The following is a 14,484-nucleotide window of genomic DNA, read 5'->3' as shown; positions in this document are numbered from 1 at the left end:
AGTCTGCCATGAGCCCCGCCGCCGCATGGGGACGATTCGTGACGAATTCAACCGCCGGCCGCGACACTCGGGCCATGGACCGTCCCCGCGTCAGCATCCGCCCCTGGGGCAGCGCGGCCGGCGTGGAGCGTTTCGAGGCGCATCTGGCCGGGCCGGGCTTCGCGCCGCACCGGCACGACTGCTATGCCGTGGGCCTGACGCTGAGCGGCGTGCAGCGCTTTCGTTACCGCGGCGCGACCTGGCATGGCCTGCCCGGCCAGGTCCATGTGCTGCACCCGGACGAACTGCACGACGGCCAGCCCGGCACGGCGGCCGGCTTCGGCTACCGCATGGTCTATCTGGACCCCGCCCTGGTCGGCGCGGCGCTGGGCGGCGCGCTGCCCTTTGTCGCCGCGCCGCTGCTGGACGGCGCGGACCTGTCGCCCTGGGATTTCGATGCGCCGCTGGACGAACTGGCCGCGCACGACCTCGCCCAGGCGCTGGCGGAGCTGCTGGCTGGCGCTTCCGGGGTCCGCCCGGCGACGGCGGGGCTGGACCGCCTGGCGTTGGGTCGCGTGCGCGAGCGCATCGCCGCCGCGCCCGAGCAGCTGCCGGCCATGGCCGAGCTGGAGGCCTGCGCGGGGCTGGACCGCTGGGCGCTGGCGCGGCAGTTCCGCCTGGCGTACGGCGTCAGCCCGAGTGGCTACCGCGTGCAGCGCCAGGTGGCGCGTGCTCAGGCGCTGTTGCGCGCGGGGTTGCCGTTGGCGGAGGTCGCGGCGGCCGCCGGCTTCAGCGACCAGAGCCACCTGGGCCGGCAGTTCCGCCGCGCGACCGGGCTCACGCCGGCGCAGTGGCGCGCGGCGCTCGCGCCTCCAGCGCGCGAATGACGGCGGCCATGTCGTCGCGGCCCAGGCCCAGCGCCTCGGCGGCGGCGAACAGCTGCAGACTGTCGTCCAGCAGCGGCGTGGCGGCGCCGGCGCTGCGCGCGGCCTCGGCGATCAGGCGGCAGTTCATCAGCACGTCGCCGATGGCGGCCTGCACGCCGAAATCCCGCGTGACGAGCTTGTGCAGCTTGATGCGCGACACCGCGCTTGCCATGGGGCCGGCGTCGAGCACGGCGTTCAGCAGGTCGAGGGCGACGCCTTGCCGGCTGGCGAAGTGCACGGCCTCGGCCAGGCCAGTGACCAGCGTGATGAGGTAGAGGTTGACCGACAGCTTGAGCCGCAGCGCGCCGGGCGTGGCGCCGCAGTCGAAAGCGTCCTTGCACAGCGGCGCGACCAGGTCGCGCACGCGGGCCACGTCGGCGGCGTCGCCGGCCAGCATGCAGACGAGCTGGCCGTTCTCGGCCGGCACGCGCGAGCCCGACACGGGCGCCTCGACATGGCGGCCGCCCGCCTCGCGAACGTCGGCCGCGAGGCCGGCGGAATACTCGGGCGCCGTCGTGCCCATGGTGACGAGGGTGCGGCCCTGCACGCGGCGCGCGAACTCGGGCGTGCCGCGCGCCAGCACGTCATCGGCGGCGGCTGCGTTGGCCAGCATCAGCAGCACGGTGTCGGCGTGCGCGAAAACCTCGGCCGCGCTGGCGGCGTGGTGCACGCCGGGCAGGCCGTTCAGCGCGGCGGTGCCGCTGCGGCTCCAGACCCGCAGCGGCTGGCCGGCAGCCGCGAGGCGACGTGCCATGGGCAAGCCCATGACACCCAGGCCGATGAATCCGATCTCCATGCGCGTCTCCCTGCCCATCCCTGGGCGGGTGTCACGCTAGCGCCGCGGGTCGGCGCCGTCTGGAAGGTTTGTGCAGCCCGCTTGTTCGACGGGCTCAGCCGCTGATGTACTGGAACAGCGACATGCGCTGCACCATCGCGTAGGTCTTCAGCGCGGTGTCGTAGCCGGTCTGCTGGTTCTGGAAGTCGGAGATGCCTTGCACCATGTCCAGGTCCTCGGCGGCGCTCTTCTCCTCGGTGCTGTACTGCTTCAGCGCGGCCAGTCGGGTCTCGGTGCCGTCGAGGTTGTTCAGCCGCTCGCCGACCTGGCTGCGTGCGTTCTGCAGGTTGCCCATGACGGCGTCGATGTCGCGCAGCCGGCCGGAGTTGCTCTGCGAGACCTGCGCGCCGGTGCGCAGCGGCGTCTTCAGCTCGGCGATGGCGCGGTCCATCACATCGAAGACCTTCAGCGAGTTGGTGGCCGGGGCGATGGAGAAGTTGTCGCCGTCCACCGGCGCGCCGGCAATGGCGACGGACATGCCGTCGAACTCGATGCTCTGGCCGGCCTTGAACGTGCCGGCCGCCGCTGCGGCGCCGGTGTCGACGTTGGTGACGGCGTAGGTCTGGGCGGGTGCGGTGCCGGCGATGTCGATGCGGTAGTTCTGGCCCGTCAGCAACGGCGGGTTGGTCACGCGGCCGGAATCGATCCAGCCGCTGGACGGCTGGGTGGGGTCGAGGCTGTTGGGGTTGGCGTCGGTGACGAAGCTGCCGTTGCCGCTGCGCGCTTCTTCCCAGGCGGCGCGGCCGTCGACGGTGAGCTGGAAGTTGTCGAGGTTGCCGGTCTGGATGTTGCCGGCCACGCCGACGTAGGCGACGCCGCCAGCCTGGTCCAGGAAGGGCGGGTTGGCCGAGCCCTGGCCGGAGAACAGGTAGCCGCCAGCGCCATCGGGCCTGTTGGCGATGGCCAGCAACTGGTCGCGTATGCCTTGCAGCTTGTTGGCCAGGCCCTTGCGCTCGGCGTCGGAGTAGCTGGCGTTGCCGGCCGAGATCATGGTCTCACGGGCCTGCTGCAGCAGTTCGTTGGCGTCGCCCAGGCCGGCCTCGGCCAGCGTCATGCTGTTGCGGCTGGCCTCCAGCGCGCGCTGGTTGGCCTCGACGCGGCCGATGGAGGCCAGCGCGCGCTCGGCACGCGCGGCGCCGGTGGGGTCGTCGCTGGCCAGCGCGATGCGCTTGCCGGACGTGAGCTGCTGCTGCTGTTCCTGCAGCGAGTTCTGGCGCCGCTGCAGGTTGGCGATGGAGGCGTCGAAGAGGTTGGCGGTGGAGAGTCTCATGGTCTACCTCGGAAGCCTTAGCGGGCGGCGATGCGCATCAGTTCGTCGAAAAGCGTTTGTGCGGTCTGCAGCACCTTGGCGGCGGCCTGATAGCCCTGCTGGAACTGCATCAGCCGTGAGGCCTCCTCGTCGAGGTTGACGCCGGCCTGGCCCGCGCGGTTGGCTTCGGCATCGCTGGCGACGCTGGTGGACACGCCGGACAGGTAGCTGGCGCTCTGCACGCGGGCGCCGACATCGCTCATCGCGCTGGCATAGGCGTCGGTGATGGTCGCACCGGGAGACAGGCTGCCGTCCGGCTGCAGGCGGCGGCCGACGAAGCCGTCGTTCTGGATGTTCAGGAAGGCCTTGGCGTTGCCGTTGTTGGTGGCCGTGTAGACGGTCGGGTCCAGCGAAACCTTGTCGCCCTTGCGCGGCACGCCGTTGGTGCGCAGCTCGAAGCCCAGGTCGATGCCGGCCGCGGGCTGGTTGCCGATGGCCTGGCCGGGGCTCCAGATGCCGGCGACGACGCTGCCGTCCGCCAGCGTCAGCGTGTACTGCAGGTTGGCGGCGTTGGCGGGGTCGGGGTCGCCGAACTCCAGCGTGATGGGCGCCTTGGTCGCGTCGAAGCTGCTGTTGACGGCGTAGATGCTGTCGACGCTGAGCGTGCCGGTGTTGTTGACGGACGTGGAGGCCGTCAGCGGCGACGCGGCGGCGATGCCGGCCGGGTTGTCCAGCACGCGGCGCATCTCGATCGCCGCGGAGCCGACTGGCTCGATGAGGAAGCTCTCGCCCACGGCGGGTGCCGCGGGGCTGAAGCTGAGCTTGAAGCCGTCCAGCGTGTCGCCGTCGTTGACCGTGCGCACCAGGCCGTCGGACAGGCGCGTCATCTCGTAGACACCCGGCGCGCTGGACGTCAGCTTGTAGCTGCTGGCCTGCAGCTGGCTGGCATTGACGATGGTGGCCTGCGCACCGCTGACGAAGCTGCCGTCGGGGTTGCGCTGGTTGCTGGCGGCAGCCAGCACGCGCGGCGGCGCGACGTTGAAGATGTTGGCGCCCTTGCCGGGCGGGTTGGACAGGTCCAGGCCCAGCGCGTTCTGGTCGTTGACGCGCGTGCCGATGGCCGCGGCCAGCTGGCCCAGCATGTTCTTGGCGTCCTGCAGGTCGTGGTTCTGGAAGGCGAGCAGGGCGGTCATGGAGCCGCCGGTCAGCACGCTTTCGTCCAGCGCGCGGTTGATGCCGCCTTCCTTCAGCGACAGCACGGCGCGTTGCGGGTCGTAGGCGTCTGCCGAGACCTGCAGCGACGAGGCCTGATTGCCCAGCACCAGGCGCTGACCGCCGCCGATGAAGACGCCCACGGTCTCGTCATCGGCCGCCAGCGTCGTCACGGCGACATGCTCGCCCAGCTGCGAGATCAGGCGCTCGCGCTGGTCCAGCAGGTCGTTGGGCGTGTGGCCGCTGCCGCGCGTTTTGGAGATCTGGTCGTTGATGTTGGCGATCTGCGCCGCGAGCTGGTTGACGACGGTGACCGTGGCCTTCAGGTCGCTGACGACGCCGGCCTGGATGTCGGAGAGCTGGGCGCCGGCGTTGGAGAAGCGCACGGCCAGCTCGCTGGCGCGGCCCAGTGCCACCTGGCGGGCCGAGGGGTCGCTGGGGCGGCTGGTCACGTCGACCATCGCGTTCAGGAACTGGCTGGCTGCATAGCCCAGGCCGTCGGTGCCGGGCGGGAAGATCTTTTCCATGCGCGCCAGCTGCTCGGCGCGCGTCGAGTCGGCCATGGCCGTGGACTTGGACGAGGCGGCTTCCTTGGTCAGGAACTCGTTGTGCGAGCGCACGACGGTCTGCACGTCCACACCCTTGCCGAAAAAGCCGGCGCCGGTGTACTGGCCGGGCGAGGTCGTCAGGACGACGGACTGGCGCGAGTAGCCGACCGTGTTCGCGTTGGCGATGTTCTGGCCGATGGTCTGCAATGCCGCCTGGTTGGCGAACATCGCGCGGGCGCCCAGCGAAAGCAAGCCTGCCATCGTTCAGTCCTCAGGCCATCAGCGTGCTCTGCACGCGTTGGGTGGTGTTGATCGTCTTGGCCAACTTCTCGGCATAGGCCGGGTCGGTCGCGTAGCCGGCCTGCTGCAGGCCGCGCGCGAACCCGGCCGCGTTGCCGTTCTGGGCCTGCGCCACGACCTTGGCGTAGCGGTCGTTGCTGCTGATCAGCTTGGCGTAGTCCTTGAAAGCCTCGTCGTAGCTGCCGTAGGCGCGGAACTTGGCCGTCACCTTGACGGCCTGTCCGTTGATGACCTCGGTGGTCTTCACGTCGACCGTCTTGCCCGTCCAGCCCGGCGTGGCCTTGATGCCGAACACGTTGTGGCTCTTGCTGCCGTCTGCCGCCGTGATTTCGCGCTTGCCCCAGCCGCTCTCGTGGGCTGCCTGGGCGACCATGAAGCTGGCCGGGATGCCGGTGGCGGCCGATGCCGCCTTGGCCGACGCGTCGTGCTGCTGGATGAAGCTCTGCACGTGGTTGGGGATGCCCTTGGTGGCCAGCGCCGGCAGCGCCTGGGCCAGCGTGGTCTGGCTGGCCTTCTTGACGCTTTCGGGCGACAGGTCCTGGATGCCCATCTGGCGCTGCAGCTGCTTCTGGATCGCCTCGGACAGTCCGCCAGGCAGGCCGCTCATCTTGCCGGCGAACTGGGTGTCCAGCATCTCCGTGCCCAGCTGCGTCGCGTTGTTGTCCAGCATGCCGCTGGACAGCGTGGACGCGCGCATGCTCTTCATGACTTCCTGCATGAAGAGCGATTCGAACTGCTTGGCCGTTTCGCGGATGCTGGCCTTGGGGTCGCGCGAGGCGGCCGCCTTGAGCGAATCGAGGCTGCCCAGGCTCTGGCCGGAAACGGATTGGAAGGACGACATCAGATCACCTCGAGCTCGGCATTCAAAGCGCCCGCGCTCTTCATGGCCTGCAGGATCGCGAGCAGATCCTGGGGCGTGGCGCCGAGGGAGTTCAGCGCCTTGACGACGTCCGACAGCCGCGCACCGGCCGGCATCTGGATGAGGCTGCCGGGCTCCTGGCGGATGGAGATGTCGGCCTTCTCGGCCACCGTCGTCTGGCCGCCCGACAGCGCATTGGGCTGGCTGATGATGGGCGTGGAATTGATGGTCACCGACAGGCTGCCGTGGGCCACGGCACAGGCCGACAGCGTGACGGCCTGATTCATGACGATGGAGCCGGTGCGGGCGTTGATGACCACGCGGGCCGCCGGTGTCGCCATGTCGAAGGCGAGGTTCTCGACGTCGGCCAGGAAGGCGACGCGCTCATCGGGCGTGGCCGGGGCGCGCACGCGCACGACGCGGCCGTCCAGCGCCTGGGCCACGCCGGCGCCCTTGGCCTTGTTGATGGCCTGGGCGACCGCGCGGGCGGTCGCGAAGTCGCTGCTGTTCAGGTCCAGCTGGATGCTGTCGCCCTGGGACAGGGGGGTCGGCACCGAGCGCTCCACCAACGCGCCCGCGGGGATGCGGCCGGCGCTGAGGTGATTGATCTGCACCTTGGAGCCGCCGGCGGAGGCGCCCGCGCCGCCGACCACCAGGTTGCCCTGGGCGATGGCGTAGACCTGGCCGTCCGCGCCGCGCAGGGGCGTCGCGATCAGCGTGCCGCCGCGCAGGCTCTTGGCGTTGCCGATGGAGGAGACATTGATGTCCAGTTGCTGGCCCGGCTGGGCGAACGGTGGCAGCGACGCCGTCACCATGACGGCGGCGATGTTGCGCGGCTGCATGGTCACGCCCTGGGGCAGCAGCACGCCGAACTGCTGCAGCATGGCTGTCAGGCTCTGGCCGGTGAAGGGCGCCTGCGTCGTCTGGTCGCCGGTGCCGTCCAGGCCCACGATCAGGCCGTAGCCCGTCAACGGGTTGGAGCGCACGCCGGCCACGGACGCGACTTCCTTGATGCGGGCGGCCTGGGCAGGGGCCACGGGCGCCAGCACGATGGCCAGGCTGAGGAGGAGGGATTGCAGGTACTTCACTCGACCGATTCTGCGGATGCTTGAGACCGCGAAGCCGACGAAAAGGGCAGCGTCGCCCCCCCTTTTCAAAACCGTAGCGGCGCCAGCCGCGCCGGGCGAGGGTTTTTTCACGCTGTAAGGAGCGCCCGCTTGGGCGGCCACTGGCGACCTTGGACAACTGAGGCGCAGACAGCACAGCGATCCTTGCCATCCTCCACGCCCGGCGTTCGCTGAAATCTGATCCCAGGCTACTGAAGCCGCCCGACCCGCCCGGTCCGGCGGCTTTTCCTTTGCAAGCTTGGGCTCAGGTCGACGGCTGCTTCGCGTGAGATCCTGTCAATCCCAATTTCGGCCCGTCCGAAAGCGGCAGAAGCGCCGGTATGGCGTCGCCGCCGGCGGTCGTGCTGCAGGTTTTCCCGCAGATCGCGCCGTTTGGCGGCTTTTCACACGGAATGCAGTGCCGGCGACCACCCAGTCCGGGGTGGTGGGGACAGGTTTCTGAATGTGTCTGTCAGTAAAGTTTTATTTGCCGACCGAGCTGCATTCGTTTGCAAGACCTGCCATGCCCCCGCCCTTCGAACCGCTGACCCTGGTTCATGTCGTGTTTTCGTCCCGCATCGCGGGCGGTGAGCGGCATTGCATCGACCTCGCCAACGCCCAGGCGGCGCTTGGCCACCGCGTCCACGTCATTGGCTCGGCCGGCTCGGCGGTCGCCGCTGCGCTGGCGCCGGGCGTGCGTTTTCATGGGCTGAAACTGCCGCTGCTGCGCGGCTGGCGCGTCGCGGCGCTGGCGCGCCGCCTGGGCGCCGACGTCTGCCACGGCCACCTCGGCCCGGCCTGCAAGGCGGTCGCCCATGCCGGCCGCGCGGCGCGCGTCGGCACGCTGCACGTCGGCTACAAGGCCCACCACCACGCGCGGCTGGACGGTCTGGTCTGCGTCAACCGTGCCCAGCACGAAGGCCTGCCTGCGGGCGACTCGCTGGCCAGCGTCATCTACAACTGGGCACCGGAGCGCGACGCCGCAGCCGCCGCCCGCCACACCGACCTGCGCGCCGAACTGGGCCTGGCGCCCGGCCAACTGCTGGTCGGCAGCGTCGGCCGCCTGCACGTCAGCAAGGGCATGGACTTGCTGATCGCCGGCTTCAAGGCCCACGCGCCGGCCGATGCCGTGCTGGCCATCCTGGGCGAGGGTCCGGACGAAGCCGCGCTGAAGGCGCTGGCGGCGGGCGACGCCCGCATCCGCCTGCTGGGCTATCGCAGCGACGTCGACCAGGCGCTGAAGTCCTTCGACCTGTTCGTGTCGCCGTCGCGCGAGGAAGCCTTCCCGCTGGCCATCCTGGAGGCCATGCGCGCCGGACGGCCCGTGCTGTCCACCGCCACGCAAGGCCCGCGCGAGATGCTGGCCGGCCAGCCGGCGCGGCTGGTGCCGGTCGGTGACGCGCAACTGCTGGGTCGCGCCATCGCCGAAGAACTGGTGCGGCTGCGCTCGCTGGCGCCGCAGCAGCGCGCCGTGCGTTATGCGACGGCCGCTTACGATCGCGCCAACGCGGTGGCCCGCACGCTGGGCTTCTACCGCGACGTCATGCTTCATCGGGCCGCCCTGGCCCAGCACTTCGAGGACGAGGACGAGGCCTACGCCGCCCAGCAGTTCTGATGTTCAAAAGGCCGCGCACCGACTTCTGGCAGGTCGGCATCGTTCCCGTTGCCCTTGAAGACCTCGATGCGCGCACGCTGAGCGCGGCGCGCGGCCACATCACCTGGTTGCCGGACGCCGGCCCCTGGCGCTACCTGGCCGACCCCTTCGGCCTGGTGCGCGGCGACGCCCTGCATGTCTTCGTGGAGGCCTATGACTACCGCATCAAGCGCGCCACGCTGGAGCGGCATGAGTTCGGGCTGGACGACCTGACCTGGCGCGGCCAGGCGACGGTGCTGGACCGGCCGTTTCATCTGTCCTACCCGCAGGTCTTTGAGCACGACGGCGAGACGTGGATGGTGCCGGAGAGCTACCAGGCGGGCGAGATCGCGCTGTACCGCGCGACGGACGCTTCGCTGGACCGCTGGGAGCGCGAATGCGCGCTGCTGGGCGGCCTGCCCGGCGCGGATGCGTCGCTGATCGAGCACCAGGGACGCTGGTGGATGTTCTACACACTGGTCGGAACTGGCGCACGGGACCAGCGCGAGCTGCACATTGCCCACGCCCCGGCGCTGACCGGGCCGTGGACGCCGTTGGCCGCCAATCCGGTGCGCGTCAATCGTGACGGCGCCCGGCCGGCAGGCCGCCCCTTCGTCGGCCGTGACGGCGTGCTGACGCTGCCGGTGCAGGACTGCTCCACCGGCTACGGCGGCGCGACCCGGCTGCTGCGCTTCCCGCGGCTGACGCCGGAGCGCGTCGACATCGAGGCCGCCACGGAGCGCTTGACCGGCGACCTCGCCAGCGACAGCCACACGGCCGGCCTGCACACGCTGACCGGTTGCGGCGGCCTGACGCTGATCGACGTGAAGCGCATCGACCGCTCGCGCGGCCGCCAATGGCTGGACATGAAACGTCGCGTAAAGCGCCTGTTGGGCGGCTGACACGGCCCATGCACAGGGCGGCCGTCGAGGTCTACCATGGGCCGTCATGAGCCCGCAGCCCACCCTGAGCGAACGCATCGCCGCGCTGACGGCGGCCTTGGAGCCCCAGGTCATCGCCTGGCGGCGCGACCTGCATCAGCACCCGGAGCTGGGCAACCGCGAGTTCCGCACCGCGTCCATCGTTGCCGAGCATCTGCGTTCGCTGGGTTTTGACGAGGTCAAGACGGGCGTCGCCCACACCGGTGTCGTCGGTCTGCTCAAGGGCGGCAAGCCCGGTGGTGTCGTCGCGCTGCGCGCCGACATGGACGGGCTGCCCGTCACCGAGGAGGTCGAGCTGCCGTTCGCGTCCAAGGCCCGTGCGGTCTGGAATGGCGAGGAGGTCGGCGTCATGCATGCCTGCGGGCATGACTGCCATGTCGCCATCCTGATGGGCGTGGCCAGCATCCTGGCCGGCCTGCGCGCCGACATCCCCGGCACGATCAAGTTCCTGTTCCAGCCCGCCGAGGAAATGCCGCCGGAGGGCGAGGAAGGCGGCGCGGCGCTGATGATCAAGGAAGGCGCGCTGGAGAACCCGACGCCCGGCGCCATCTTCGGCCTGCATGTCACGTCCCGTCAGCCGGCCGGTGTCATCGGCTACCGGCCCGGGCCGACGATGGCGAGCAGCGACAAGCTCAAGATCACCGTGCAGGGCAAGCAGACCCACGGCGCCGCGCCCTGGCTGGGTGTGGACCCCATCGTCACGTCGGCGCAGATCGTGCTGGGCCTGCAGACCATCGTCAGCCGCACGCTGGACCTGAACCGCGAGCCGGCCGTCGTCACCATCGGCGCGATCAAGGGCGGCGTGCGCGAGAACATCATCCCGGACTCGGTGGAGATGCGCGGCACCATCCGCAGCTTCGACGAGGGCATGCGCGACGCCATTCACGAGCGCGTCATCACGATGGCCGAGGGCATCTCGGCCGGGTCGCGCGCCACCTGCAAGGTCTGCATCACGAAGAACTACCCGGTGACGCGCAACGACCCGGTGCTGACGGAAGCGATGGTGCCCACGCTGACGCGCGTGGCCAGCACGGGTCCCCGCCCCATGGGCATCGAGGTCGTGCCCAAGGCGACCGGCGCGGAGGATTTCTCCTTCTTCCAGCGGCTGATCCCGGGCCTGTTCTTCTTCGTCGGCGTCACGCCGCCGGACATCGAGCCTAGCAAGGCCTACTCCAACCACTCGCCGCGCTTCATCGTCGACGAGCGCGGGCTGGAGGTGGGCGTCAGGGCGCTGGCCAACCTGGCCGTCGACTACCTTGCCAGCCAGGCGGGCTGATCCGACGCGGGCGCCGCCTCAGCTCGGGGCGATGTTCAAGAAGAAGCGTGACAGCCAGCCCACCGCGTGAGCGTCCGATGTGGCGCCGCGGCCGCGCTGCTCGATGCGCACGTTGGCGACCGATGTGGACGGCACGGCATTGCCCTGGGCAATCATGCGCGGGTCCACCTGGCCGGAGAAGCGCAGCACGTCGACATTGCGGTTCACGCCGATCTGCTTCTCGCCGCTGATCATCAGGTGGCCGTTGGGCAGCACGCCGGTGACGACCGCCGTGATGGCGCCGGTGAACTCGTTGGTGTTCTGGTTGCTGCCCTTGCCCTTGTTGTCATTGGCGGAGGTTGCTTCGGCCGTCGCACGGGCAAAGGCCTTGGGCGAGATGCCCGGCACGGCGCTGATGCCGGCGGACAGGCTGCCGGTCTTGCTCAGTTCGCTGGTGCTGGTCTGCGAGGCCGACACGCGCTCGGTGATGTTGATCGTCAGCGTGTCGCCCACCAGCCGCGCGCGGTGGTCTTCGAACAGCGGACGGTAGCTGGCCGCCTGGTAGATGGCGCCGTTGGACGCCGCCATCGGCTGCACCGGCGGCAGGTTGACGACGGGCGTATGCGCCAGCTCGACCTGGGGCTCGGGGTAGGGCGTGGCGCAGCCGACGAGCAGGGCGGTGGCGGCGAGCAGGGTGAGGGTCTTCATGGCGGAGGTGCTCAGATCTGGGCCAGCTTCTGCAGCATCTGGTCCGAGGTTTGGACTGCCTTGGAGTTCAGCTCGTAGGCGCGCTGGGTCTGGATCATCTGCACCAGCTCCTCGACGACATTGACGTTGGACGTTTCGACGAAGCCCTGCTGCAGCGCGCCCATGCCGTTGTTGTTGGGCGCGCCGGTGTTGGGCGTGCCGCTGGCGGCGGTTTCGGCGAACAGGTTCTGGCCCTTGGGGTCCAGGCCGGCCGGGTTCACGAAGTTGGCCAGCTGCAGCTGGCCGACGGTCTGCGGCGTGGCCTGGCCGGGCAGCGTCACGCTGACCGTGCCGTCGTTGCCGATGGTCAGGCTCTGCGCGTTCTGCGGGATCGTGACGCCGGGCAGCAGCGTGTAGCCATTGCTGGTGACCATCTGGCCGTTGGCGTTGAGCTGGAAGCTGCCGTCGCGGGTGTACGACGTGGTGCCATCGGGCATCTGGATCTGGAAGAAGCCGTCGCCCTTGATGGCCAGGTCCAGGTTGTTGCTGGTCTGCTGCAGGTTGCCCTGCGTGTAGATGCGCGCGGTGGCCACGGGGCGCACGCCCAGGCCCACCTGCAAGCCGGTGGGCAACGTCGTCTGCTCGGTGCTGTTGGCGCCGGCCTGGCGCATGTTCTGGTAGATCAGATCCTCGAAGACCGCGTGCGAGCGCTTGTAGCCGTTGGTGGCCACGTTGGCGAGGTTGTGCGAGATGTTGTCCAGCTGGGTCTGCTGGGCTTCCATGCCGGTCTTGGCGATCCAGAGCGAGCGCATCATGGCTGGGTTCCTTAGGTGCTGCCGAGCAGCTTGGCGGATTGCTGGCCCTGGGTCTGGGCGATCTGCAGCAGCTTCATCTGCTGCTCGAATTGGCGGCCCGCGGCGATCATGGACACCATGGTCTCGACGGGGCTGACGTTGGAGCCCTCCAGCGCGCCGTCCTGCAGGCGGGCGGCCTGGTTGGCGGGCAGGTCGCCGTCGGCGGCGCGGAACAGCCCGTCGTCCCCGCGCGTGAGCTGGTTGGGCGCCTCGGGCGTGACGAGCTTGAGCCGGCCGATGGTGGTGGGCTTCTGGTTGGGCGACTTGGCGCTGATGGTGCCGTCGCTGCCGATCTCCACCGCGCTGTTGGGCGGCACGTTGATGGGGCCGCCGTCGCCCAGCACGGGCAGGCCGTTGCGCATGACCAGCAAGCCTTCGGCATTCACGTCCAGCGAGCCGGCACGGGTGTAGGCCTCGGTGCCGTCGTTGGCCTGCACGGCCAGCCAGGCGTTGCCCTGCATGGCCACGTCCAGGTTGCGGCCGGTGGGCGTCAGCGGGCCCTGGGCGTCGTTGTAGCCGATGGTGGTTTCCAGCGCGAAGGCGCGCGTGGACGCGCCGTCGCCGCGCACCGGCACGGCGCGGAAGGCCTGCAGCTCGGCACGGAAGCCGTTGGTCGTGACGTTGGCGAGGTTGTGCGAGAGCACGTCCTGCCGCTGCATGGCCGCCTTCGCGCCGGCCATCGAGAGGTAGATCATGCGGTCCATCGCGCGTCCTCAGCCTTTGTCTTGATCAGCGCAGGTTGACGATGGTCTGCAGGACCTGGTCCTGCGTCTTGATCGTCTGCGCATTGGCTTGGTAGGCACGCTGCGCCGTCACCATGTTGACCAGCTCGGCGGTCAGGTCGACGTTGCTTTCCTCCAGCGCGCCGGACTGCAGCGCGCCCATGTTGCCGTCGCCCGGCACGCCGACGACGGCGTCGCCCGAGTTGACGGTGCGGATCCAGACGTTGCCGCCCATGGTCTGCAGGCCTTGCGGGTTGCGGAAGCTGGCCAGTTCGATCTGGCCGGCGGGCTTGCTCTGGCCGTTGGAGTAGCGGGCCTGGATGACGCCGTTGTTGGCGACCTGGATGCCGGTCAGCTGGCCCGGCGCGTAGCCGTCCTGCGTCAGGTTGGTCACGGCGAAGCTGCTGCCGTTCTCGGTGGCGCCGGTCATGTCGAGCTGGATGCCGGGGATGGCCAGCGTCGCATTGCCGCGCGCGCTGGTGGCGGCGGGAATGTTCATCGTGATGGGTGCCGTCGGGCTGGTCGGCGAGCCGCCGGTGGGCGGGAAGGTGATGGTGGTGTACGGCGCCGTCGGGTTGCCGAAGGCGTCCAGCGCGATCGCGGCGCCGCTGGCGTCGGTGTCGAAGGGCGTGCCGTTGGCGGTGGCGTAGACGTTCCAGGTGTCGCTGCCGTCGGCGGCGGTGGCGGACTTCTGGAAGTAGAAGGTCACGGCCACGTCCTGGCCCTTGGCGTCGTAGACGGTCATGGACGTCGCGTTGTTGTACGTTGCGCTGTCCTTCAAGTCCATGCCGGTCGCGGTGCCGCCGCCGGGCGCCGTGGTCTTCAGGCGGGAGTCGAGGTTGAATTCCATCTTGACGTCAGACGTCACAGCTGGCGGGATGCCGCCGGTGGGCAGCTGCAGCGGCTGCGCCGTGCCGGGCTGGATGACGCCGGCGCCGTTGGCCGGGTAGCCCATCAGCTTGAGCTGGTCGTTGTTGACGATGAAGCCGTCCTTGCTGACCTTGAACTGGCCATTGCGGCTGTAGCGCGTCGGGTTGACGCCGTCGCTGACCTGGAAGAAGCCGCCGCCGTTGATGGCGAGGTCCATCGGGTTCTCGGTCGTCGTGATGTTGCCCTGCGTGAACTGCTGGGCCACGGCTTGCAGGCTGGTACCGATGCCGACCTGGTTCTGACCCGCGCCGTTCAGCGCCGCCGCATAGACGTCGGAGAACTCGGCACGCGAGCCCTTGGCGCCGTAGGTGCCCGAGTTGGCGATGTTGTTGCCGATGACGTCGAGGTTCTTGGACGCGGCGTTGAGCCCGGAAAGGCCTTGCTGGAAGCTCATGTTGGAGTCCTTGCTGTCGTGCGGGAAGCGGGTGAAAAAGGGGGGCGGGGCGGG

Annotated in this window: 13 protein-coding genes; 4 read left to right on the top strand and 9 right to left on the bottom strand. The window is 69.7% G+C overall.

Translation table 11 applies throughout. The features are described 5' to 3' along the window. Positions 1-74: 74 nt before the first annotated feature. Positions 75-866: a helix-turn-helix domain-containing protein gene (locus tag AC1D29_RS27945; RefSeq protein ID WP_477903740.1), complete on the top strand. Its 792-nt coding sequence runs from the start codon at positions 75-77 to the stop codon at positions 864-866. On the opposite strand, the gene AC1D29_RS27940 is transcribed toward AC1D29_RS27945, so the two are convergent. The 5 genes from AC1D29_RS27940 to AC1D29_RS27920 form a co-directional block, all read right to left on the bottom strand. Further along, positions 817-1,701: an NAD(P)-dependent oxidoreductase gene (locus AC1D29_RS27940; protein ID WP_477903738.1), complete on the bottom strand. Its 885-nt coding sequence runs from the start codon at positions 1,699-1,701 to the stop codon at positions 817-819. The genes AC1D29_RS27945 and AC1D29_RS27940 overlap by 50 nt on opposite strands. A gap of 94 nt (positions 1,702-1,795) precedes the next feature. After that, positions 1,796-3,010: a flagellar hook-associated protein FlgL gene (gene flgL / locus AC1D29_RS27935; RefSeq protein WP_477903736.1), complete on the bottom strand. Its 1,215-nt coding sequence runs from the start codon at positions 3,008-3,010 to the stop codon at positions 1,796-1,798. A gap of 17 nt (positions 3,011-3,027) precedes the next feature. Then, the gene (gene flgK, locus AC1D29_RS27930; protein ID WP_477903734.1) at positions 3,028-5,010 is read right to left on the bottom strand and encodes a flagellar hook-associated protein FlgK; all 1,983 of its coding nucleotides are present in this window, start codon (positions 5,008-5,010) and stop codon (positions 3,028-3,030) included. A 10-nt stretch (positions 5,011-5,020) separates the two neighbouring features. Then, a complete protein-coding gene (gene flgJ, locus AC1D29_RS27925; protein ID WP_477903732.1) occupies positions 5,021-5,890 on the bottom strand; it encodes a flagellar assembly peptidoglycan hydrolase FlgJ in 870 nt (289 codons plus the stop codon). Next, positions 5,890-6,987, bottom strand: a complete 1,098-nt coding sequence (locus AC1D29_RS27920; protein WP_477903851.1) for a flagellar basal body P-ring protein FlgI — start codon at positions 6,985-6,987, stop codon at positions 5,890-5,892. Before AC1D29_RS27920 ends, flgJ begins: the two co-directional genes overlap by 1 nt. A gap of 550 nt (positions 6,988-7,537) precedes the next feature. Here AC1D29_RS27920 and AC1D29_RS27915 point away from each other — a divergent pair. Genes AC1D29_RS27915 through AC1D29_RS27905 form a run of 3 tightly spaced genes read left to right on the top strand, consistent with a single transcriptional unit; the run spans position 7,538 to position 10,864 of the window. Next, positions 7,538-8,629 carry a glycosyltransferase gene (locus tag AC1D29_RS27915; RefSeq protein WP_477903730.1) on the top strand — a complete coding sequence of 364 codons (1,092 nt, stop codon included), beginning with the start codon at positions 7,538-7,540 and terminating at the stop codon, positions 8,627-8,629. Continuing rightward, positions 8,629-9,549 (top strand): glucosamine inositolphosphorylceramide transferase family protein, encoded by a 921-nt coding sequence (locus AC1D29_RS27910; RefSeq protein ID WP_477903728.1) that lies wholly within the window; start codon positions 8,629-8,631, stop codon positions 9,547-9,549. Before AC1D29_RS27915 ends, AC1D29_RS27910 begins: the two co-directional genes overlap by 1 nt. Before the next feature lie 46 nt (positions 9,550-9,595). Continuing rightward, a complete protein-coding gene (locus AC1D29_RS27905) occupies positions 9,596-10,864 on the top strand; it encodes an amidohydrolase (RefSeq protein ID WP_477903726.1) in 1,269 nt (422 codons plus the stop codon). 18 nt (positions 10,865-10,882) lie between these two features. Here AC1D29_RS27905 and AC1D29_RS27900 read toward each other — a convergent pair whose 3' ends face one another. From AC1D29_RS27900 to flgE, 4 genes are read right to left on the bottom strand one after another with little or no spacing between them, the layout of a single operon-like run. After that, on the bottom strand, positions 10,883-11,551 hold the full coding sequence (locus AC1D29_RS27900) for a flagellar basal body L-ring protein FlgH (RefSeq protein WP_477903724.1): 669 nt from the start codon (positions 11,549-11,551) through the stop codon (positions 10,883-10,885). 11 nt (positions 11,552-11,562) lie between these two features. Beyond that, a complete protein-coding gene (gene flgG, locus AC1D29_RS27895; protein WP_477903722.1) occupies positions 11,563-12,345 on the bottom strand; it encodes a flagellar basal-body rod protein FlgG in 783 nt (260 codons plus the stop codon). 11 nt (positions 12,346-12,356) lie between these two features. Next, on the bottom strand, positions 12,357-13,088 hold the full coding sequence (gene flgF, locus AC1D29_RS27890) for a flagellar basal-body rod protein FlgF (protein ID WP_477903720.1): 732 nt from the start codon (positions 13,086-13,088) through the stop codon (positions 12,357-12,359). A gap of 25 nt (positions 13,089-13,113) precedes the next feature. Further along, entirely contained in the window at positions 13,114-14,430 is a 1,317-nt protein-coding gene (flgE, locus tag AC1D29_RS27885) for a flagellar hook protein FlgE (RefSeq protein WP_477903718.1), read from the bottom strand. Between the last annotated feature and the right edge of the window lie 54 nt (positions 14,431-14,484).

The sequence above is a fragment of the Roseateles sp. P1_C6 genome (assembly GCF_056406315.1).
Note: the sequence above shows the minus strand (reverse complement) of the source record. Positions and strands in the feature narration are given on the sequence as shown.

What these genes read in the sequence shown, in the direction of transcription:
- AC1D29_RS27900 (WP_477903724.1), bottom strand. Translation starts at nt 11,551, where the DNA reads ATGAAGACCCTCACCCTGCTCGCCGCCACCGCCCTGCTCGTCGGCTGC.
- AC1D29_RS27910 (WP_477903728.1), top strand. Translation starts at nt 8,629, where the DNA reads ATGTTCAAAAGGCCGCGCACCGACTTCTGGCAGGTCGGCATCGTTCCC.
- AC1D29_RS27940 (WP_477903738.1), bottom strand. Translation starts at nt 1,701, where the DNA reads ATGGAGATCGGATTCATCGGCCTGGGTGTCATGGGCTTGCCCATGGCA.
- flgE (WP_477903718.1), bottom strand. Translation starts at nt 14,430, where the DNA reads ATGAGCTTCCAGCAAGGCCTTTCCGGGCTCAACGCCGCGTCCAAGAAC.
- flgL (WP_477903736.1), bottom strand. Translation starts at nt 3,010, where the DNA reads ATGAGACTCTCCACCGCCAACCTCTTCGACGCCTCCATCGCCAACCTG.
- AC1D29_RS27945 (WP_477903740.1), top strand. Translation starts at nt 75, where the DNA reads ATGGACCGTCCCCGCGTCAGCATCCGCCCCTGGGGCAGCGCGGCCGGC.
- flgF (WP_477903720.1), bottom strand. Translation starts at nt 13,088, where the DNA reads ATGGACCGCATGATCTACCTCTCGATGGCCGGCGCGAAGGCGGCCATG.
- flgJ (WP_477903732.1), bottom strand. Translation starts at nt 5,890, where the DNA reads ATGTCGTCCTTCCAATCCGTTTCCGGCCAGAGCCTGGGCAGCCTCGAT.
- AC1D29_RS27905 (WP_477903726.1), top strand. Translation starts at nt 9,596, where the DNA reads ATGAGCCCGCAGCCCACCCTGAGCGAACGCATCGCCGCGCTGACGGCG.
- flgK (WP_477903734.1), bottom strand. Translation starts at nt 5,010, where the DNA reads ATGGCAGGCTTGCTTTCGCTGGGCGCCCGCGCGATGTTCGCCAACCAG.
- flgG (WP_477903722.1), bottom strand. Translation starts at nt 12,345, where the DNA reads ATGATGCGCTCGCTCTGGATCGCCAAGACCGGCATGGAAGCCCAGCAG.
- AC1D29_RS27915 (WP_477903730.1), top strand. Translation starts at nt 7,538, where the DNA reads ATGCCCCCGCCCTTCGAACCGCTGACCCTGGTTCATGTCGTGTTTTCG.